This is a genomic window from Ignavibacteria bacterium (genome assembly GCA_016873845.1).
In the GTDB taxonomy this organism is placed as follows: Bacteria; Bacteroidota; Ignavibacteria; order Ch128b; family Ch128b; genus JAHJVF01.
The window spans coordinates 19,207-41,642 of the sequence record VGVX01000004.1; the positions used below are offsets into that span (position 1 = coordinate 19,207).

General features: G+C 36.1%; 19 protein-coding genes. 1 reads left to right on the top strand and 18 read right to left on the bottom strand.

Features of this window, described 5'->3' with window-relative positions; genetic code table 11:
• Position 1: 1 nt before the first annotated feature.
• From FJ213_02020 to FJ213_02105, 18 genes are all read right to left on the bottom strand, one after another.
• The gene (locus FJ213_02020) at positions 2-1,234 is read right to left on the bottom strand and encodes a PP2C family protein-serine/threonine phosphatase (protein ID MBM4174935.1); all 1,233 of its coding nucleotides are present in this window, start codon (positions 1,232-1,234) and stop codon (positions 2-4) included.
• Between the two features lie 195 nt (positions 1,235-1,429).
• A complete protein-coding gene (locus FJ213_02025) occupies positions 1,430-1,639 on the bottom strand; it encodes a type II toxin-antitoxin system MqsA family antitoxin (protein MBM4174936.1) in 210 nt (69 codons plus the stop codon).
• Between the two features lie 35 nt (positions 1,640-1,674).
• On the bottom strand, positions 1,675-1,989 hold the full coding sequence (locus FJ213_02030) for a DUF4258 domain-containing protein (GenBank protein ID MBM4174937.1): 315 nt from the start codon (positions 1,987-1,989) through the stop codon (positions 1,675-1,677).
• A 187-nt stretch (positions 1,990-2,176) separates the two neighbouring features.
• Positions 2,177-3,460: a peptidase M64 gene (locus tag FJ213_02035; protein ID MBM4174938.1), complete on the bottom strand. Its 1,284-nt coding sequence runs from the start codon at positions 3,458-3,460 to the stop codon at positions 2,177-2,179.
• A gap of 9 nt (positions 3,461-3,469) precedes the next feature.
• Positions 3,470-3,940, bottom strand: a complete 471-nt coding sequence (locus tag FJ213_02040; protein ID MBM4174939.1) for a hypothetical protein — start codon at positions 3,938-3,940, stop codon at positions 3,470-3,472.
• On the bottom strand, positions 3,937-5,061 hold the full coding sequence (locus FJ213_02045; GenBank protein ID MBM4174940.1) for a mechanosensitive ion channel: 1,125 nt from the start codon (positions 5,059-5,061) through the stop codon (positions 3,937-3,939). Before FJ213_02045 ends, FJ213_02040 begins: the two co-directional genes overlap by 4 nt.
• A 2-nt stretch (positions 5,062-5,063) precedes the next feature.
• Positions 5,064-5,639 carry an orotate phosphoribosyltransferase gene (locus FJ213_02050; protein ID MBM4174941.1) on the bottom strand — a complete coding sequence of 192 codons (576 nt, stop codon included), beginning with the start codon at positions 5,637-5,639 and terminating at the stop codon, positions 5,064-5,066.
• On the bottom strand, positions 5,639-5,920 hold the full coding sequence (locus FJ213_02055) for a 4a-hydroxytetrahydrobiopterin dehydratase (GenBank protein MBM4174942.1): 282 nt from the start codon (positions 5,918-5,920) through the stop codon (positions 5,639-5,641). The genes FJ213_02050 and FJ213_02055 overlap by 1 nt, the downstream gene beginning before the upstream one ends.
• A gap of 286 nt (positions 5,921-6,206) precedes the next feature.
• Complete coding sequence (locus FJ213_02060; protein ID MBM4174943.1) at positions 6,207-6,890, bottom strand: HAD family hydrolase; 684 nt, start codon at positions 6,888-6,890, stop codon at positions 6,207-6,209.
• A 95-nt stretch (positions 6,891-6,985) separates the two neighbouring features.
• Entirely contained in the window at positions 6,986-7,372 is a 387-nt protein-coding gene (locus FJ213_02065; protein MBM4174944.1) for a response regulator, read from the bottom strand.
• 4 nt (positions 7,373-7,376) lie between these two features.
• Positions 7,377-8,585, bottom strand: coding sequence for a PAS domain S-box protein (locus FJ213_02070; protein ID MBM4174945.1), 1,209 nt, complete (start codon positions 8,583-8,585; stop codon positions 7,377-7,379).
• 203 nt (positions 8,586-8,788) lie between these two features.
• Positions 8,789-10,957, bottom strand: a complete 2,169-nt coding sequence (locus tag FJ213_02075) for a PAS domain S-box protein (protein MBM4174946.1) — start codon at positions 10,955-10,957, stop codon at positions 8,789-8,791.
• 389 nt (positions 10,958-11,346) lie between these two features.
• On the bottom strand, positions 11,347-13,947 hold the full coding sequence (locus FJ213_02080; GenBank protein MBM4174947.1) for a cellulase: 2,601 nt from the start codon (positions 13,945-13,947) through the stop codon (positions 11,347-11,349).
• 171 nt (positions 13,948-14,118) lie between these two features.
• A complete protein-coding gene (locus tag FJ213_02085; protein ID MBM4174948.1) occupies positions 14,119-14,478 on the bottom strand; it encodes a hypothetical protein in 360 nt (119 codons plus the stop codon).
• Positions 14,479-14,784, bottom strand: a complete 306-nt coding sequence (locus FJ213_02090) for a DUF433 domain-containing protein (protein MBM4174949.1) — start codon at positions 14,782-14,784, stop codon at positions 14,479-14,481.
• Positions 14,785-14,839: 55 nt separating this feature from the next.
• On the bottom strand, positions 14,840-15,082 hold the full coding sequence (locus tag FJ213_02095; GenBank protein MBM4174950.1) for a hypothetical protein: 243 nt from the start codon (positions 15,080-15,082) through the stop codon (positions 14,840-14,842).
• A 127-nt stretch (positions 15,083-15,209) separates the two neighbouring features.
• Positions 15,210-19,118, bottom strand: a complete 3,909-nt coding sequence (locus FJ213_02100; GenBank protein MBM4174951.1) for a T9SS type A sorting domain-containing protein — start codon at positions 19,116-19,118, stop codon at positions 15,210-15,212.
• Positions 19,119-19,282: 164 nt separating this feature from the next.
• On the bottom strand, positions 19,283-21,778 hold the full coding sequence (locus FJ213_02105; GenBank protein ID MBM4174952.1) for an ATP-dependent Clp protease ATP-binding subunit: 2,496 nt from the start codon (positions 21,776-21,778) through the stop codon (positions 19,283-19,285).
• Positions 21,779-21,925: 147 nt separating this feature from the next.
• Here FJ213_02105 and FJ213_02110 point away from each other — a divergent pair, with 147 nt between their 5' ends.
• Positions 21,926-22,435, top strand: coding sequence for an Appr-1-p processing protein (locus FJ213_02110; GenBank protein MBM4174953.1), 510 nt, complete (start codon positions 21,926-21,928; stop codon positions 22,433-22,435).
• Position 22,436 lies beyond the last annotated feature (1 nt).

Here is a 22,436-nt window from a genome sequence, read left to right on the forward strand (position 1 = left end):
TTTAATTCATTCTTTTAACCGTGACAATTGTTTTATCATCAGAATATTGTCCGCGTGCACTGAATTTTTGAACATCTTCGATTAACGATTGTGTAATTTCCTTTGAGCTTAAGTGTCGAAGTTTTTGAACAAGTCGGATAAATTTTTCTTCTCCATAGAAATTTCCTGCTTCATTCATCGCTTCGGTGATCCCATCAGTATAAATTACAAGCACATCTCCAATTTCAAAATTAATCATCGAAGTTCCAAATTTTGAATTGTAAGCCGGGCCGATCAGAGGACCAGTTGCATCTAGCGAAACAATTTTTTTTGAATTTGCTTTTAGAAAGATCGGACTGTTATGACCGGCATTGCAATAAATACATGCTCCATTTTTATCATCTGAAAGCTCGATGTAAAAAAGTGAGACAAATCGATCATCAGGAAATATTTTGTAGACGAGATTATTTATTTTCTTCATTAGTGGAGAAGTTTTTGTTAGATAACTTACTCCCATTCTCAAAGCCGCTGATACATAGAATGCTTCTGCGGCTGCAGCAAATCCTTTGCTCGCAACATCTCCAACCGCAACAGCAAACTTATCATCATCCACCCCGATATTTAGGTAATCATAGAAATCGCCACCGACAATTCTATCCGGAACCGAAATGCCGAACATCTCATAGCCAGCAAATTTAAATTCGTGTTCGGGAAGAATTCGTTTCTGCAGTTCGCGAGCCTGGTCGATATCATCGGTCAAAATTTTAGTACGTGTTTCAATTCTCTTACTTCTCAGAGTAGACGTTAAAGCAGTCCCAATAATATTAAGTGTATAAAATAAAGACTGATTAATTTCAGGGGCAGAGAATGCCATTAAATATTGATAAAGCGGGTAATCTTTTCCGCGAAGTTTTTCACCTATTCCGGTTGCAGAATATTTAAATATACCTTTCTGTCGTAGGTAGAGATTCGTTTCAGTGGTTAAAATTGTTCTTTCTTTGGCTATCAGCTCAAAGATTGGATAATCCGTAACATTAATTGTGAAATTCGGTTTTATCTTCTCGACTTCCCCTTCTTGAGCAATCAATTTATATTTTGACCTTGAAGGAGTAAGTTTCCATATTCTTCCACCGGTTACTGCGAACGATTCACTTGCAACAACTTCCTTTAGAACATTAATCAGAAGTTCCTCTTCAGACTTAAATGGCTGATTCGTGATCTTTTCTATTGTTCTATATAATTTTCTTTGATCCAAAATACTTTATAGATAATTGAGAATGGAGAATTGATAATTGAGAATTAACATAAGACTCATCAAATTATAATTTTTGTTAAACTTACGATCACATTCATCCAACAGGGTGGATTCAGTACAAGCTTTATAAACATTACAAACTTTATGAACACATTCACTTCGTTAAGTACAAGCTTTACAAACTTTCCCACTTCCTTAATTATTCATTGCAATGACTTCGAGTTGTCGTTTTTTTGTCTGGGCTTCAGAAGAAATCGTTTCCAATTTTGCTGCTGTTTTGTCGTCAATCCATTCTTCTCCACATTGAATACAAACTTCGGCATTTACATTTCTAATAATTATGATTCCTTCACCATAATCAGCACTGAATGTTGTTGTTGAGGATTTTTTCTTTCCTCCGCACATTGGACATAAAGATCGAGTTGTTTTTGAGTTCATTTTTATTTCCTTGTTTTGAAATCTTCATCAAAAAATTCAAGTGTTGGCTCATATGCTGTAATAATATAGACAATTTTATTGAATTCATCATACGATATTACTACGTGGAGAGGTCTATCCTTCACAATCTTGAATAAAAACATACTCGGATAAGGTTGGTCCTCTGGATAATCTTCAATTATTTCACCAGCTATGATAACCTTCAAAATCTCTTTTCTTTTAATTCCACGTTCGATCAAACGCGACAAAACATGCTTACGCCAAATTACTTTCTCGTTCGATACTGCAGCCCTGATTTGGATCAAAATGTTTTTAATAGTCTAACCTATTTATAAATTATAGAATATATATTTCAATTTGTTCAAATCCAGTATTTACCTTTACAAACCCATTCATCCGCCAAGCCGGATTCAGTAAAAGCTCTATAAACATTACAAACACATTCACTTCGTTCAGTGCAAGCTTTATGAACTTTTAACTTTAAGAACTTTCATACTAATCAAGCTACCTATCACAATAATAATCGATCATTCTTTGGATCGCATCTTTGCACACCACACAGAAGTTATCGACAGTTTTAGATTTCATTGAGCAATCAAGCATAGGACGATAAACTCCCTTTGGCACATAACCACCCCCTTCAAAAACCCCAACTATTTTATTGTTTAATTCTTCACTCGGAGTTGGAATTGGAGTTTCAGATTTAACCAGCGGTTTCCACTTTTTCTCAAAGTTTGTCAATGTCGTTAAATTTGGCTCCCAAGGTTCAATTCCAGCTTTGTAAAATTCTTCATACGCAACTTCAGATGTATAGTACTCATCACCCAAACCAGCAAAGCCATGACCAAATTCATGAACAATTAAATATTCTTCCCACTCGTTGTCATTTACAGCAACCGAATAATGATTATAAATTGCACCTCCGCCATATTTGTCAGAATTCACTAAAACATAAATTAAGTCATATGGAGCATTTGCCGCTAAGTCGCGGAGAGTTTTATTGTCCTCCACCATGCAGTAACGTTCTACATCGAATGTATAAAAACTGGAGTTCGCGGCGGTACTCCTATAGATTCCATCACGAGGAATATCTGTACCACTTTCTTTCGATGGCGCTTCCACATACCAAATATTAAAATTATTCCTGTTTTCTTTATACGGCGTTGAACCAAAAAGCAAAGTCCCGAATCTTTCAGCATCTTTTCTGAATTTGGGCATTTCAGTTTCAGTGTAACCATCAGGAACGATCACGATATCAACCTTCTCATTTGAATTACCGCCGTCGTAAACTTTGGCTGCTTTGAAAACATTTCTTCGGTCTTTTTTAATAAAGGGTGAACTTGGATCGACATGAAAAGTAAATACCAGATCGAAATTATTAAGTTCATTTCTTTTATACAGATTTACATTCACTTTATTTTTCGGAAATGGGAAAGTGAGAGTTTCGCTAAAAGCACGCCGCACTTGCTTCGCTTCTGCAGTAGTCAGCCATTCGGAAAATAAAGTTGAATATCCTTTTGAGTAAATTATCTTGTTTGAAACTGCATCGATAACTTCGAATCTATAATTGCCATAATAGAATTTATCAATCAAATTTATTTTATTACCTCCCCAAAACGGCTCCTCACGTATTTCATCTAATGCGATAATTTGTTCTTTGACGTCACCAATATTAAAATAATCTATTCGAAGAGATTTCTCGATGAAATATTTATCAAATGTAGTTTGTGCAATCAGACCGCTTACAAGAAAGCCAATCAGAAAAAACGTTAAACCAATCTTTTTCATTTTTTATTCCTAATTTTTCTTTACAATTATTTTAGCGCCCGCGACCGAGCTTACAATGATCGAATCCCCTTTTTGCAGAAATTCCCCCTCAGCTATGACATCATATTTCTTACCATCGACAACAGCAGAACCCGCCGGTCGAAGATTTGTCTGCGCAGTTCCGACTTTTCCAACAAGTGAATGATCAGATTTTGATGAAGTGAAGCCTTCTTCCTTCTTTTGCTGAGAATTTAAGATGAACCTATTCCATGCACCAATTTTAAATAAGACAAATGTAAATACTACGGAGAATGCTATGGTTCCAATTAAAATTAGTAATCCTGTATCCGCATTGAATTGAATGAACGAATAAATAATTGCGACTATTATTGATATCACGCCAAAAATACCGACAACAATCCCTGGCAGCACAAAAACTTCAAGCAAGAGTAATATGTAGCCAAGAACTATCAATCCGATTATAATAAGCCAGTCCATCATTTCTCCTTTTTGTGAATCACCATTTGCGGAAATGGAATCTCAATTCTATTCTTTTTGAATTTTATATTTATTAATTGTCTCAGTTCACTTTGAATTGTATAGACATCTCGATAATCAGTTGTGCGTGCAACTAATCTGATATCGATGCTGCTCGCCGAAAAATTTGTTACAAATACTTGAGGTTCGAACTCTTTCGAAACTAATTTATGTTCACCTGCAACACCGAGCAAAATACCTTTTGCTTTATCGATATCAGTAGAGTACGCAACACCTACATCGACAACAATCCTCGAGATCGTATTCGGATAAGTTAAATTTTGGATTCTGGTTTTTACTAATTCCGCATTTGGGATAATTATTAAATTGTGATCAAAATCCAATAACTTTGTGCTTCTCATTCCGATTTCCACGACATCACCAATTTCACCGGATGGAAGTCTAATTCGATCACCAATCCTGAAAGGTCTATCAACAAGAATGACAAAACCAGCTATCATATTCGAAAGAGTTTCTTGTGCAGCAAGAGCAACTGCGAGCGAACCGACTCCGAGAGATAAAACTATTCCGCTGACATCAACTTCGAACTTATAAAGAATGATCAGCAGTCCAATAGTGAACAAAACCACCAAGATTAATTTTTTAACGAAAGGAATTAAATCGTATGCAGACCGTTCACCATGCTGCACGTCCCTTTTCTCGAGATAAAAATCTAAGATTACACTGAAGAGATTGTACAATGCATAAATCACAAATAAGACAGTGACTATAAAAAGCACATCATTGAAAAATGACGTTGTGCCAACTATGAAGTCATAGAGTGTTTGACCGACATACTCTTTAATTCGGGAATCTTTGAATAAAGAATTGATAAAGTACCGAATTGCAAGATATAGAGCGAGTACCACAAATATTCTATTTGAGAATTTTTCGATGACGTGGATAATTTTATCGTCTAATGTTGTCTTCGTTTTCCCGGCAAATGGTTTAATTAAAATTCGGATTATTAGATTTAGAATTCTGCCAGCAATGACCGTGATTAATACTATCCCAACAGATACTACAACATGCATTAAAAGTACATTCGGAATTAATTTTTCCAACCAGCTATAAAAACTTTCCATTGTTAACCTATCTTTCTGCTTCCGGGTTTTTCAATCGCAATTTTCGACTCACAAAGCGGACACGAATTTGCATCATAAGTTTTGGCAGATATTTTAATTGTACTGAAAAAGTTATAGTCCAATTGGAGAGAATCGCTGCTTCGGTCGACAATTGATCCAAGTCCCACTACTTTGCCGCCAAATTTTTCTACGACCGCTGCGACCTCCTTGGATGATTTTGCTGTTGTAACAACATCTTCGCATATCAAAACTTTTTCTCCATGAAGAATTTCAAATCCACGCCGAAGTGTCATTAAGTTCTCAACTCTCTCAGTGAAGATCGATTTTTTATCCATTAATCTTGCAACTTCCTGTCCGACAAGAATTCCACCTAAAGCAGGAGAAATCACAACGTCTATCTCAACTTTCGAAAAATGTTTTGCAATCTCATCGCAAAAGAAAGTAGAATATTTTGGATATTGCAGCACCTTGGCACATTGAAAATATACATCGCTATGCAGACCGGAACTTAATAAAAAGTGTCCTTCCAAGAGTGCGCCAGTTTCGCGGAATATTTGAAGCTTTTCTTGATTTGTCATTAAAAACGCTTATTAAGTTCCTCCGCAAAATCAAAATCATTTTGAGTTAATCCTCCGACACTATGGGTCGCGAGTGAAATGCGCACATTCCTATAGCTAAACAATAAAATGTCCGGATGATGATCTTTTTCTTCAGCGAGTTCTGCAACTTTGTTAATGAATTCAATCCCTTCCATAAAATTTGCAAAAACAAAATTTCGCTCGATTCTATTTTCTATTAAACTCCATTTGGGGAGCTTTGTTAGCATTAAATCGATTTCATTTGCGCTAAGTTTATTCATAGACGTTGAATATTTTTATTAAATATAGAAAAATGAGCCGTTAGTTTAAAGAAGCCAGATGGATTCCTCAGGTTGATGTACTTTAATTACATCTGCTTAAAATAAATTATTAGAGGTATAAAAACGAGACATGTCATTAAAATGACTACGTTATTGCTGTCACCGACCGGTCGGTGACAGCAATTGATTCCCCTTCTCTTACCAAGAGAATGGGAAACAGGGCGTGAGTTTTGAATATCATTTAAAAAATGATATAACATTTAAAATTCGTAACATTTTTTTCTTTTTATTGTTTGGGGCAAGAACGACTTAAATTTTTGCCTTCGACGATGTGGCTGAGAATATCTTCAAGCTTTTCATAAACTGGGACTCCGCAAGTTCTAAGGCGCTCCTTGCTTTGATGTCCGCCGAAAACCAAAATACAATCGGTCCCGATCGAAGAAGCAACTTCGTGATCATGCTTTGTATCTCCAACTAAAATTATCTGCTTAGTATCGATTCCCAAACCTTCTATTAGAAGCTTTCCATTATCGAGTTTGCTTTTTGCATAATGATCGTTCAGCCCAACGACTTTTAGAAAGAAATTACGCAGACCGAAATGATCAACCAAAGTCTCAAGCGTATCTTGCTTGTAAGCTGAAAGAATCGACTGAGAGATTCCAGAATCACGGATTTGATTTAATATGCTGATGGCCGAAGGATATAATCCGCATTCATACTTTCGTTTTTCATATTCAATGATGAATTCTGTTCCAACAATTTCGAAGGATTCTTTTTCAAAATCGAAGCCAAGTGTTTGATAATAATCTCTAACCGGAAAGTCAAACAACCGTTGATAGGTCTCAGCATCAAAATCCATCATATTTCGCTTTTTAAGCATTCCACTCATAATCTCAACACAAAGCCATGAATCATCAAGTAAAGTGCCGTTCCAATCCCAAATTACATGTTTATATTTATAATTTTTCATAACACTCAACGGTCAATATAACACTTAAAATACAATTAAATTAAATGTTACTCAGAAAGATGTCAGGAGATATTGATTTTTCGCGGGCTTAAAAATTATTTAATCAGCTTGTTTATCTTATCAACAAGGTCGAGCTTGTTAAATGGTTTGGCTACATAATCATCTGCCCCTTCATTCATAAAAAGTTCTTTCTCGCCATGAAGGGCATAAGCAGTCAGAACTAATACCGGGAGATGTTTGAATTTTTCATTCGCTTTAATCTCGGTTAGAAATTTCAGTCCATCAAGTTTTTCTTTTAAGGCAATATCCAAGAGTATCAGATCAACTTTCTCTGAGTTAAGTTTCACAAAAGCCTGCTCAGGTGATTCAGCTTGAATTAATTCAAAATACTTGTTCAGTAAAATTTCTACGAGTGAATATGCCTCGAGATGATCTTCTACATACAAAATTCTTGGTTTCGATGCTGAATTAGTTTCACTCATAACATTAATTTTTTTTATCTGATATAGGAATTTTGAATTTCATCGTTGTGCCAATGCCTTTTTTACTTTGAACTTCAATTTTTCCTTTCATTAATTCCAAATATCTCTTGGTTAATGCGAGACCGAGACCAGAACCTTCAAAAGATCTTGAAGTCCCGACCTCTTCTTGACTGAATGATTCGAATAAATGTTTTTGGTATTCTTCGGACATACCTATTCCATGATCTTTTATGGAACAAACAGCATAATCACCTTCAACATATGTTTTAATTTGAATTTGTCCAGCTTTGCTGAATTTGATCGAATTATTAATCAAATTCATCAAAACTCCGTTCAAGCAGTAATCATCTGCCAGAATTAATGGTTCTTGTTTCATCAAATCGTGAACGATCGGAATATTTTTCGCCGCGGCCATAACTTCCAGTTGTTTAGATACTGAAATGACAATTGAATTATGCGCGATCGGAGTTAAGGTGATTTCAAAATTACCCGATTCGAGGCGAGAGATGTCTAAGATGTCCGTAATCGTATCTATTAACCTCATACCAGATCTTTCTATTGAATTAAAATAAGTTCCAGCTTGCTGATCGTTCGGATCGTGATACAGGTCCTTAATGACACCGGAGTATCCTATAATTATATTCAGAGGAGTTCGTATTTCATGCGACATTGCAGATATGAATCCACTTTTTAGTCTATAAGCTTCTTCTGCTTTTTCTTTCGCTTCTATAAGTTCAGATAACATTTTCTTTCTTTCTGTTATATCTTCTTTTAAAGAAACAAAATGAGTGATTTTACCAAATTCATCTTTGATTGGTGAAATCATTGTATCTTCCCAATAACTTGTACCATCCTTCTTATTGTTAAGTATTTCTCCTTTAAAATCATCACCAGATAAAATTGTATCCCAAAGATCTTTGTAAAATTCCGGTGGATGATAACCTGACTTAAGAATTCTTGGAGTTTTTCCAAGAACTTCATCAGAAGTATATCCAGTTAACTCTGTGAATTTTGGATTAACATATTCAATTTTTCCATCTGTATCAGTAATTATAATAACAGTAGGGCTTTGTTTAACAGCTGTTGATAGTTTGTTAGCTAATTCTTCGGTTTCAATTTGCTCTGTAATATCACGAATAAAACCATCATAATAAAGTGTCTTTCCAGATTCGTCTGTAATAGCTTTTGCAGAAAGTTGTACCCAGATTAGCACACCATCCTTTTTCTTCCATCTAACTACATGATCAGTGATATAACCAATTGTCTCATATTTCTCATTAATACTGCTCTTTCGGATTTATTGAAATAAATATCCTCTGTCAATGATTTTTGTAATAATTCTTCCTTTGAATTGTAACCAAGCATATTGACGAGAGTACTATTTACAGCTAAGAACTTACCACTTTTATTTCAATGCTAAATACTTACAGCAGCATTTTCAAAAATATCTCTGTATTTTTTTTCACTTATCTTTAAAGCTCTCTCTGATTTTATTCGCTCTGTGATATCTTCTATTAAAGCATAGAGCGCGGGTTTACCTTCAAAAGTTGTGCTTGTTAAGGACATCAATGCATCATAGGGAGTACCATCTTTTCTTTTGAATAATACATGATGGTTTCTAACATAGCCTTGCTTTTGGAATAGAGCGAGAACTTCAGCTCTTTGTTTGGGATCATAATAAAGTTCAGCTACGTGCTTGATTTTTGCTGCATCTTCTCTTTTATAATTTGCTTGTGCAAGGATTGCATCGTTATAAGCAAGTAAATTTCCAGTCAAGTCAGCAATTCCGATTCCGATAGGTGATAGTTCAAATAACTTGCGGAATTGTTCTCCGCTTGCTTTTAATTCTTCTAGTAATTTTTTCCTTTTTTCTTCCATATCAATAAATTCGAGACCGAAAGAGATATCCAAAGCCATTTCGTCTAAAAGTTTTACTTCATTTATGTGGAAGAATTCAATTTCTTTCGAAAATAAATTAAACGTTCCGATGATTTCATTTTCCATTCTTATTAGAAATGAAGCGGCTGATTTACAGCCGAGAGTTACAGAATCTTTCTTGCATTTACCTAGCAGATTATCTTGCTCAATATTATTTACTACAAAATAATTATTAGATTCTATCACCTTTTTACTCAGGCATCTGCATTGTTCAATTCCTGATATAGTTATTTTCTCTTCAATTATATTTACTTCTTTCAGCTGAGCACTCGCGACTACTTCAATCTCATTATTTTCTTTATTTACTATGCCAATCCAGGCTAAGTGAAATTTCCCTTTCTCTACCGCAATTCTGCATATTTCTTCAAATAGTTTTTGTTTATCACGAGTTCTAATAATAGTTTGGTTTGTATCAATTAAGACTGCATAGACACGATTAAGTCTTTTTACTTCATCTTCAGCACGCTTTCTACTTGTAATGTCTGTCAATGTACCTATATAAACAACTACTTGATTATTTTCATCTTTGACTGGAATAATATCACCTCGTGTCCAAACAATTTTTCCATCTTCGTGTACCCAACGATATTCTAAATGGAATTCTGTGATATTTTGCACAGTATTCGTCAATTTTGACATTACTCTTTCTCTATCATCGGGATGAATTGCCGATATCCAGTTCATGTTTATAGCATTTTCAGGAAGAACTCCAATAAGCTCTGCACACTTATCATTTATAAAGATCGCATTTCCTTTACTATCATCTAAGAATATTCCAACTGGTGATTTCTCTATAAGTAATCTGAATTTTTCTTCATTTTCCTTAATAGTTTGGAGAGCTTTTTTTATTTCAGTTATATCTCTAATGAATGTAATAAATTGTCTTTTACTTTCAAGAAATGTAGTTGTGACTTCAACATCGAAAATCTTGCCGTTTTTTGCTCTGTGCTTACTTTGAAAAACATCACTTCCTTTTGTAATTGTTTGTTGGATGTGACGGGCTGTTTCTTCAGGTGATTCCATTGCAACAAGCTCGGTTACAGATAATTTCAACAATTCATTTCTTTTATAACCACTCATTTTGCAGTAATTATTATTTACCTCAAGTAAGCGTCCGTTAATATCAGTCAGCCAGAATCCATCGGGAGTTGTGGTCAAGATCGTGTTATATTGTTCAAAATAATTATGAATTAATCTTTCCTGAGCTTTTCGATTACTTATATCTCGGCCGACAACTGAAAGAAGTTTCTTCCCTTTTTCAGATTCATGGACAAAGGCAGACAATTCTAACAAAATTTCTGATCCATCGATTGACTTAAGTGAAACTTCTTCTTTTAATTTCTTTTTCTTTAGTAGTTTTGGTATGATACTATTAAACACTCTATTTATGTCGTTATCATGAATGAAATCTGAGATAGTCTTTTTTCTAAATTGAGCTAAAGAATTTATACCAAGTAATTTTCTACCAGATTTATTAAGATAGATCACGTTACCATTTTCATCTGCAGTTCCAATAAATTCTGAGGAAGATTCTATTACATCGGTTAAGTAATTTTTAGTTAGGAGCGCCGGTTTTTTCGAATTGTCTGCTGAGGTTGAAGTGGACTTTTTTTGCTTTTGAATTTTTGGTGTATTTGTTTTTCGCATAAACCACTTTTAATGATTGTAAGTTTACTTACCCCTCCTTACACCTCTTGAATAAAATGTGACTCAATGGTAATTTAATTTCAGCAGCCGAACACGAGGATTATATTTTTCCCTGTAACTGGTAATTATGTCTTCGTATTTAAAACGGCTTGGATATTTATCTGCACGTATTAAAGTATAGAATTTTTATCACAAAATAAATCAAAAATTGAAAAAATCAATTTTTCCAAATTGAAATTTCATCCTTTTCACTAAATTAAAGATGGATAGTTGGAAATTATTATTCTAGCAAAATAGTTCTGAGATTTAGTGATTACTTCATCCCTTAACTTTTACTCTTGTCTCAAGCTAAACCGGAAGGGAACTTTTAGATTTTACTTATCCTTGTTTCAGTTTAAAGTGCTCATTGAGACGAAATTGTATGAATTATCCTTCAGATTTCTAATTAAATCATCAAGTTTGTGATAGAATTTATCAATTCTTTTCGGATCACTTCCAACGTGGATTAAGAGAATCACGCCATTAAGTCTAGAGGGATTTGTTGAGTCAAAGTTCAAAATCCTATTATAAATCTCCTCTGAGCTTAAATAATTTTTCATCTCAGGGAGAGTATAATCCGCATTCGAATATGTACCTCGAGTGAAGTTGACTAAAGTTATGCCAAGTTCATCACACCATTCAACAATCTTTTCATTGTACCACTCAAAAGGTGGAATGAAGAATTTAGCATCAGATGGATTAATCCCAAACTTTTCCATCTCTTTATAGTTATTCTTGATATCCTCAAAAAATTCTTGCTTGGAAATTAGAAGCGAATCTCGATTGATCCAATCGCAGTAAAGGAGATGTTTATCGGAGTGGGCACCGAGATAATGTCCGTCTTTTTTAATTTCACCGATTAGCCCTTTGAAGTTTTCATTTCTGTAAAAATCACCTGTAAAAAAAAAGCTCGCTATGACATTATGTTTCTTCAAGGTTTCTAATATTGATTCACCTCCATCAGCAAATTCGTGCCCGGTGAAAACGAGATAGATCTCTTTTTCAGTTTTATCTCCCTGAATTATTCCGCCGTGACTCTTTTCAAATTTTTTCTGCTTAGTTTTTGAGCTTCCCAACTTTTCAAGTGCAGAAAAATAATAGGTCAAACTTGCCGTTCCATCCATCGTCGGTTCGTTAGTTGAGTAGTCCCCCCAATCATCATGATAAACTACGAGATCAGATTGAAACTCCGAATATTCATCATCATTATACAATTTTATACCAATGAGATTATTAAATATTGACCCGTAAACAGGTCCATCGACTAAGCCGCCGTCAATCGGATAATTATAAACATGAGTGAACGCAGAATGAGGATCGATTGGATAATCACCGAATTTTGGAAATCCGACAATCATGCTCGTTCCCCACGGATTGCATCCGAATAACCAATCGCGCAGAGAAGCTTCCATTTCTAAATATCGAGTATCACCTGTGAGTTGATGATACAATCTTGCTTGTGTCATTGCAGCGGCGACTAAATTATTCGAGCACCAGATGAATGGGATACCAAATTGGAATGGATTCGCTTTTCCTCTTTGAAAAATTTTTTCCAAACCATCCTTTATATAGGAAATAAATTCTTTCGAGATTTTTTTATCTTTCGAAGATGCGAGATAGTAATGTCCAAGATTGATGAATGGATACCATTGATAATGTCTCGCGGTATCGGCTCCCATCCAAGGTGTAACTTTTTCCCCTCTCCCAAATTCAATAGCTTTATGAAAATATTCATCAACGACATTTTCCTTATCCCCACTTTCAACCTTATGAACACATTCGTCCGCATTGGCGGACTCAGTGCAAGCTTTATGAACCTTACAAACTTTATGAACTTTATTCACTTTATGGACTAATACACTCGCTAACTGGACGTCATCTACCCAATTATCCTCTTCGTAGAAATATGGTGCTCTGCACGGTGCCGTCTGGCATACTCCGGGGAACTCTTGTGCAAACTCATAAGCGTCAATGGATTTTTGAATAAGCACATCCGTAAGTTCAGGGTAATAATCGTTTAACAATTGTGAGGCTAAGGCAAAGGCTGAGGCATACTTAGCGGCAGTTGAAGCGACACCTGTTGTTCGGTTTTTATGTTTGAGCACACCTTGCGGTTGTCCATTTATAAAATAGACAGGCCGCTCGGCAAATCTTTGATTCTTTTGCCGGGGCTTACCATAATTGATCGTATCTTCCGTTGGGAGGCGAAATCCCATATGGTCGCGGTCGTCTGCGATTTGATTGAACATAAAATCTTTTTCGGGATTCATTCGAAGAAGCCAATCGACTCCCCACTTTGCTTCGTCAAGAATATCTGGAATTTCATTTGAACCTGCATCGCTATTCGCATCAAAATAATCACCGAAAGAATTTGGATTTTGTTGATATGCAAACAACATTTGTAAAGTTGCATTGGCGGAAGTTGTAACGTACTGCAAATAATCAGAAGCATCGTGCCAGCCGCCCTTGACATCGATGTAAGTCGAATCGAGAGTCGGATGATAAATAATGAAGCCATCGCGGGTGTGACACGAATCTTTCAAAAATGGATTGTAGCCACATCTCTGTTGACGCATATAATTTAAAAGAAAATCTGCCGCACCATTATAAATATCATCAGAAATTCTAAAGACAGGCGATTTGATATTCCCAGCTTTAATGTAATACGCACCGCTTTTTTTCAGTTCCGAGAAGTTAAGTCGATACGAAGATTTGAAAGCTCCCCACTCGCCAAATTTGTTAATGTTTTTAGATTGGAGTTCTACTTTATCGGTGAGTGCATTACAGACTTCAAATTGTGAAAGAGTGAAATCTTCTTTGCTCACTAGTACAGCAATTTTGATGGATTCTTCAAGGTAACCGAGCTGATTGATGCGAATCCATGATCGCTCAGCCGAAAATAAACTAATTGGCAAGCAATAGAGAAAAATTAAAGTTTTCAGTTTCTGCATTCTTCAATTATATATTTGAAACAAAAAAAATTAAACATCAAGCTAGTGCTCCTCCAACTAAATCTTTTAACAAATGAGGAGGCACAGTGTCGGCTGCAGCTGCACCACATGATCGGGTTGTGTTCAATCATTTAGTTGCAGACGCCCCAGATGATTCAGAGGGTAGTTATGTTAAACATCACTCTTCAGTGGTAAAAAGATAATTTGATTTTTCATCTCATCCGGAAGTAGAGATAGAGCAATTAATTCTAAATCTTTAACGCATTTACCGATAGTAATTCTCATCGGGTGTGCATAGATCAAACCACCAAATTTATCACCTTTAGAAATCAAGTTAGCCGCAATCGAAAGTAAATCATCATCAAAAGAAACCATCACTCTATTTTTTTCTGTCGCTCTTTTTAATATTTCGAAATCGGAAAGCAGTGAAGTATCATCATCTTGTGAGGTTAATACATCTATTCCTTTTAAGAGTAAGCCATTTTTTATTGCACGGGGAATATGAACATCAAAATAGTAAGCTAATGCCATTTAGCTTGTTTTTTCAAAACTAAATTTTTTATTGAGCTTTAAGTTAGAGTGCTTGTTATTCAATTTATCAATTTTTTCAATCCGGTTTTTAATCTCCGCATCCATCTTCTCTTGATTATCCCAATAATAAGCAAGTGCTGTGTGAATTTGTCCAAGACTTAGATTGGGATGTTGAAAGTGTATTTCTTCGGGGCTCCAAGCGTAAGCCAAATATTCCACAATAATTTCTACTACTTTAATCTTTGTTCCAGCAATAAATGGAATACCTTGTTCATCAAATTGGATATGGTCACATGTTGCATTCATTAAACTTTAATTCATATTTAATTCTGTTGAAAAATAAATGTAATTAAGATAAATGTCAAAAAGTTAAGTTAAGAATTTTTGAAAGTCTCAAAATAATCGAGCGGTTTTCTTCAGGATTAAATCCTCCCCAATATAGATATGTTAACCGCCATAAATTTTCCTCACTTTTTGTGATAGCAATTTTAATGGATTGTTCAAAATAACCGAGCTGATTTATGCGAATCCAGGATTGTGAAAAACCGAAATTGATCAAAAAGATCAACAACCAAATCATGGATTGAAATTTAATTTTATTCATATAGTTATAATAATAAAATTAAATTTAAAACATGCATAGTAAAGTTAAGATTAACTAATCATCAACGGTCAATAAAAACCCAACCGGCTGATGCTGGTCGGGTTTTTCATTACATAGAACAAAGCGTTTATTTCATCAAAATTAATTTTTTAATTGAGGTAAATTCTCCAGCAGCCAATGGATTCGCTCCGCTCACCACAAGCCGATAGAAATAAATTCCGCTCGAAAGTCCGAACTGCTCTGAGTTGAATATTACATTATATACACCTGATTCTCTAACTTCATTAACCAGAGAGGCAACTTCCCTTCCGAGCACATCATACACAACTAAACTAACTTTACTCGTAATCGGGATTTGGAATTTGATATTCGTACTGGGGTTAAACGGATTCGGATAATTCTGATCAAGCGAATACGAAGTCGGTGCAGCATTGGAATTTAATCTAACCGAATTAATTGCTGGATTTGTAACAATAATTTTCTGGTTTTCACTTAGAGTCTGTTTTAACAAATTACCATTCACCACGTCTTCGATCTTAAATGAAGATTTTGAATTCAATACTTCAATTTCAATTGGATAGCTTGATGAAGAGAATTGAATTAAATTCGTTTCGTTTATATTTCCAGCAAATTTGTTATTGGTGAATCTCGCATCAAAGATCCCGATCGGCGGAGCCGGAGGTAATTCGTAAATCTCCGAAACAGATGAATTACTTAAATAAAGATTTGTGTTGTTTCCAGATGCATCTGATATTCTCAGCATTGGCCAATCTGGATCAATAAATGCCGCTAAACCAGAACTACCATCTTTTGCAAGTGTAGTTGATAAATTCAATGTTCCGGAATTGTTCGATTTGATCCAATATCCTTTTCCTTTTTCGATTACGGAAGCAGTGTAATAACCGCTGTTATATCCATAAAAGACTGAAGCCAAAATTCCAGGAGGAGTTGTGGTGATTGTAGAAATTGTAATGCTATCGTTCAATGAACCGATCATGTTCCATCCATTATTAAGAGGGACACTTGTTGAGCTGACATTATTTCCAAATATAGTGTGATTTTGATTCGATGGAAATTTCAACCAGTAGCCGTACCCAAGTTCAAGTGTATCTTTGATGGTATATACATTTGAATAACCATAAGCATTTGAATTTGACGTTGGGAAAAGATCGCTCTTTGTTTTCAAAACAGCTTGGAGCGGAATCGAAATTAGATTCCATCCGGCTTGTGTCGAGAAACTCGATGCGGCAGAAGCTGACGAATCGATTACCATCAATCGAACCGGTACGATTGCTGTTGGCTTTGATGTATCGTTACTTGTAACTTTCATTTCCATTCTATAAATGCCTGCAAGAAGCTCAGCCGTGTTCATCTGAAGAACTAATGCTAATGAATTTCCCTGTGCTATAGAACCGGAAAGTCTATTTAAGTTCAACCATTCAGGTTCTTTTTGGAATTTAATGGCAAGACTATCTTTGACATAATTATTATTATAAACGACCTGAAGTCCATCTGTTCCTGTGCTGTTTTCAATTCCGATTGTAGCACTGTTCATCGTTCCCACCATGCTCAAATATCGATATGTAATTGATCCGCTTCTCTGAAGTTCAATTTGAAAAGTAACTCTGCTTGTAGTATTGTTATATCTAGCCACATTGTTGTATTCTACAATAAATTTACCTCCAACTGCATCAGAATAGACATAAACATTTCCGCCTTGATTTGGTGCCAGATCATCCCAAAAACCATAAATTCCATTGTTCGGAAGAGCTGTTGCGGGAATTGCTCCATTCGTTGGATAGGTTGTTGTGTAATTCGTAAATCTTAAATAACCATTGCTGACAACTTCTACAGAATTGTAGTTATTTCCATAAAAGTTAAAATTAAATGGCAAAGTCTGAAGGGAGAATGCATCATCATTCAATGTTATCGCTGTACCGATAGTCGAAATCGACGACCAAGTAAATCTCGGCCCACTGGCTTCGTCACTATCTTTCCATCTATAACCGTAAAGATCCGGACCACCGCTTCCTTCGATTGATATTCCGTTTCCGCTTGGATTATTCGATTTATCATTTGAAGCTCTCATGCTTTCATCCCATACGGGCAGAGCTTTAATTGAAAAGCTCTTTGTTGGGAAAGTATGATTCTGAAGTACGACTTCGAAATCGAGCGTGGATGGAGAAGAACTAGTGTTACTGACCATTACAGAATCACTGAAAGCAACATCTTTCGGTTTAACGAATGAAAGTGAATCTCTATTTAAAGATAAATTCGGATTTGCGAGTGTCACTCCACTTGGACTATTTGAAACTTCTGACCAGTTTCCCCAGACATCTCTCGAGCGAATAGCAAAATTATATGTTGTGCTAGAAGCTAATCCAGCAATATTAATGGATTGCGGCATACCAGTACTATCAGGTTTAGGCGAATTTAAAATTTTCGTTGCTGAATTAAAGGAATTCGTGTCTGTGATCATTCCGCTTGTTGTGTAGCGAATGTCGTATTGTGTAACACCGCCTGGTGATGTATCATGGGGAGCTGTCCAGGTCAACTTTAAACTGTTTGATCCAGGCGCTGTAACAGCAAGATTGGTTATTCTTGTTGGACCGATAGAATCTCTACTTCCTAAATAAAGAAGGGCGGCATATACATCGATGATCCCCTTTCCGTAAGTATTATCTTCTCCCGGTTCTCCTAAATCAACTGCTGTATTATACAAAGCTAATTTCAATTGTCTGCCAGTTAAATGCGGTGCAGCTTGTTTCAATAAAGCTATTGCTCCAACAACATGAGGAGATGCCATTGATGTTCCAGATTTAGTACCGTAGGATCCGCCAAGTGTTGCTGAACGAACTGATGTACCTGGTGCAGAGACTTCGGGTTTGATCAAGAGCGAACCAGTTCCTCCGCAAGTCGAAGGACCGCGGCTTGATGAACTTGCAATCGGATAACCAATTGTATTTCCATTAACATTCGCTACGCAAAAAACATTCACATCATCGGTATTAATATTTTTGGGCATAGTGATGGTGGAAGCATTAGGTCCGTTATTTCCTGCACTAAATACAATTGCTATTCCGGCAGCTTCAACCGCGTCAAATGTAGTTTTGTAAGTACCTGAACATTGATTTGTCGTGTTTGGATCGTACCACGAATTATTAATTGCAGTTGGCATATCGTCTATCGTCGATGGATTTCCATCTGGATTCATTGCCCATTGAAAAGCTGCTAAATTTTTACTCGTAGCAGGAGAAGAACAAATAGTTTTTGCTGCGATCCACTGTGCATCGAATGCCATTCCGATTGTATCGGAGCCAGCACGTCCGCACATTGTCCCCATTGTATGAGTGCCGTGGCTGTCGCAATCGTTAGGGGATGTTGTACTTGTTTCAGGATCGAACCATGCTTGACTTGCTGGAACAAAATTCCCACGCCATCGTGAGGCGAAAGCAGGATGAGTTCCTTCTACACCTGTATCTATTCCCATTACGATACTTCCAGCTCCGGTGATGCCGAGTTTCCACACTTTATCAGCTCCAACGACTTTTAATCCGGTCTCTGTCCCAGCAGCTTTTGGCGGTGAATCACCTTCGTTGACATAGGGATCCAGCCGAAGCATTGCATCAATATCCATGGACTCAATTTCTGAATTGCGCAATAATTCTTGGATAATAGGTTTTGTTGCTTCTACAACAATTAGGTTTGTAACCCATAAAGATTCAAAAGCTTTAACTTCGTTAGTAAATACTTTTGAAGCTAAAAAATTTTTCAGATTGGTTTGAGTAATATTTGCCTTTTCCTGAAGACGAGTGATAACTTCATAAGCTCTTCTTTCAAGTGAAGCATTCTCTGCATAAAGTTGTTTGTCAAGAGCTTCAATGTCTACACGATCACGAAGCAAACAAAGTACACGCACATATTCGATATTCGACATTTGCTCTAATTTTTCAGCAAGACGGGAAGAATATTCAACTTGAGCATTAACTGAAACCGAAATGACCGCAAATAAGAAAATGAGAAAAGATTTTTTCATTTTAGAAGCCTAATTATTTATTGAATTTGGATTTCAAAGTGCTGCAAATATAAGCCATAATTGATTTTGGGCAAAGAGTTTTTTTCTTGGAAATAACTAAAATCTTGGGGAGTTTTTGAATTTGCAGGCCGAATTCATTCCTTCGACCTGCAATTATAAAAATGTTAAGGTTTTAACTTCTCTTCCACTTCTTCATCATGGGATGGTGATTCAGTGGAATCGCTTGGATTGAATCGAAGCAGATCTTCATCGTTAGTGTGATCCACCACGACAGGATTACCCTCTTTGAATGTCCCTTTGAGCATTTCCTCTGCAATTGGATCTTCAAGATATTTTTGCAATGCTCTTTTCAATGGGCGTGCACCATAAACGGGATCATATCCTTTTTCAACAAGAAAATTCTTTGCCTGATCAGTTAAACTGATTTTAACATTTTGCGCAGACATTCTCTTCCACAGATCGTCTAACTTCAGTCCAATGATTTCGAGAATATGTTCTTTTGTGAGATGATGGAATACAATGTAATCGTCAATTCGGTTTAAAAATTCCGGATTGAAGAGTCGTTTCATTGAATCTTCAATCGTATCTTTCATGTGTTTGTAATCATCTTCGATTTCTTTCTTGCCGAATCCCATCATACCAGCTTTTTTAATGTCTCGAGTACCAACGTTAGAAGTCATAATAATGATTGTATTTTTAAAATCAACTCTCCTCCCAAGTCCATCGGTTAAAATTCCATCGTCGAAAACTTGGAGAAGAATGTTGAACACATCGGGATGTGCTTTTTCAATTTCATCTAACAACACAACAGAATAAGGTTTACGGCGAACTTTTTCTGTAAGTTGCCCGCCCTCTTCATATCCGACATAACCAGGAGGAGCTCCTACTAATCTTGATACGGAAAACTTTTCCATATATTCAGACATGTCGATTCTTACCAGAGCATCTTCAGAATCAAATAGATATCTCGCCAAAACTTTTGCCAACTCAGTCTTTCCCACTCCGGTTGGTCCAAGGAAAATAAAACTTCCAATCGGGCGTTTCGGATCTTTTAAGCCTGCTCTTGCACGTCGAATTGCTTTAGTGAGTTTAATGATTGCTTCATCTTGACCGATTATTTGCTTTTTGATCGTCTCTTCCATCTTGAGCAGTTTTTCAGATTCTGATTGCGCAACACGAGTTACTGGTATTCCTGTCATCATAGCAACTATTGAAGCAATATCTTCTTCGCCAACTTCATGTACAACCGAGCTTGTTTCTTTTTCCCACTCTTTCTTTGCTTTCTCAAGTTCATTTTGGAATTTATGTTCCATATCACGGAGCCGAGCCGCTTCTTCATAGTTTTGACTTTTTACAACCTGAATTTTCTGCTGCTTGATCTTCACAATTTCTTCTTCAAGGTCAAGAATTTCTTGAGGAACATGTATGTTCGCGAGATGAACTCTGGCGCCGGCTTCATCTAAAACATCAATTGCTTTGTCGGGCAAATGTCTATCTGTAATGTATCTGTCACTCAGCACAACTGAAGATTTCACTGCATCATCTGTATATCGAACACTGTGATGCTCTTCATATCTGTATTTTATATTTTCAAGTATCTCGATTGTTTCGTCGACCGTTGTTGGATCAACAAGAATCTTTTGAAATCTTCTATCAAGAGCTCCATCTTTTTCGATGTACTGTCGATATTCATCAAGCGTAGTCGCACCAATGCACTGCAGTTCACCTCTAGCAAGTGCCGGCTTAAACATATTCGATGCATCCAATGAACCAGATGCACCTCCTGCACCGACTATCGTGTGTAGTTCATCAATGAAGAGTATTACCTCTTTTGCTTTTTCTAATTCATTCATTAATGCTTTCATTCGTTCTTCGAACTGACCACGATATTTGGTGCCAGCAACAAGTGCAGCTAAATCCAACGTAACAACTCTTTTATCGTATAATACTCGCGGGACTTTCTTTTGAATTATTCTTAATGCCAATCCTTCTGCAATCGCAGTTTTTCCAACGCCTTGTTCACCGATCAAGACAGGATTATTTTTTTTCCGCCGGCTGAGAATTTGAACAACTCGTTCAATTTCTTTTTCTCTCCCGATAACTGGATCCAATTTATCTTCTGCTGCGAGTTTAGTTAAATCTCTTCCAAAATTATCCAAAACCGGAGTTTTAGTTTTATCAGGCTTTCGTTCGTATGGGACATGACTTGGTGTGGAAGATGATTTTCCACTCATTATATTATTTAATTCAGAACGGGCTGAATCGTATGATACATGAAATTGATGCAGAATCTGACATGCAATGTTCTCTTCATCTCGTAATAACGAAAGTAGTAAATGCTCAGTCCCAATGACTTCAGCTTTGTAAATCTTTGATTCTATTTGTGTAATTCGGAGTACTTTCTCAGCTGATTTTGTAAGCGGTATATTTCCGATTGTTAAGGTTCCACCCGAAGTTCTTACTGTATCTTCGACTGCTCGCTTAAGTTTCAGAAGATCTACACCAAGGTTCTTAAGAATTCTTATCGCAATCCCTTCTCCTTCGCGAATCAATCCAAGCAGTAAATGTTCCGTGCCAATGTAGTCATGACCTAAACGTAAAGCTTCTTCGCGACTGAGTCTTATCACATCTTGTACTCTATTTGAAAAATTTCCGTCCATTTCTTTCCTTTTGCTCTAAGTCAATATTATTATCGGTGAAAATATAGCTAATTAGAGATGCTTATTCAAGGAAGCTAATTATAAATCTTTTTCGTACTTTTACACCAAGAGCCTGAATACAATAAATTGTTTGAAAATCTGATAAAAATGAAGATTTTTATTAAAAAAGGTGATATCACAATTTCAGAAACCGATGCAATTGTCAATGCAGCGAATGACCATCTTTGGATGGGAGCTGGTGTTGCAGGTGCAATTAAACGTGTCGGTGGAAGCATTATTGAAGCTGAGGCAGTTTCAAAAGGTCCAATACCTATAGGGTCTGCAATAGAAACAAATTCCGGAATCCTCTTATCGAAATTTGTTATACATGCAGCAGTAATGGGTCAGGATTTAATCACCTCAGAATTATATATTCGAGATGCAACGTTAAACACGCTCAAGCTTTGTGATAAATTGCAGATCAGTTCAGTTTCATTTCCAGCTTTCGGGACTGGAGTCGGTGGATTTTCAAAAGAGAAGTGTGCGGAGACAATGTTGAATGCTGTATTAAACTACCAGCCGCAGAGTCTCGAGGAAATTCACTTTTATTTATTCGATGAGGAAACCAAAAATATTTTTCAAAGCACTTATGAAGGATTGATTTGTGAAGCAGATTGAT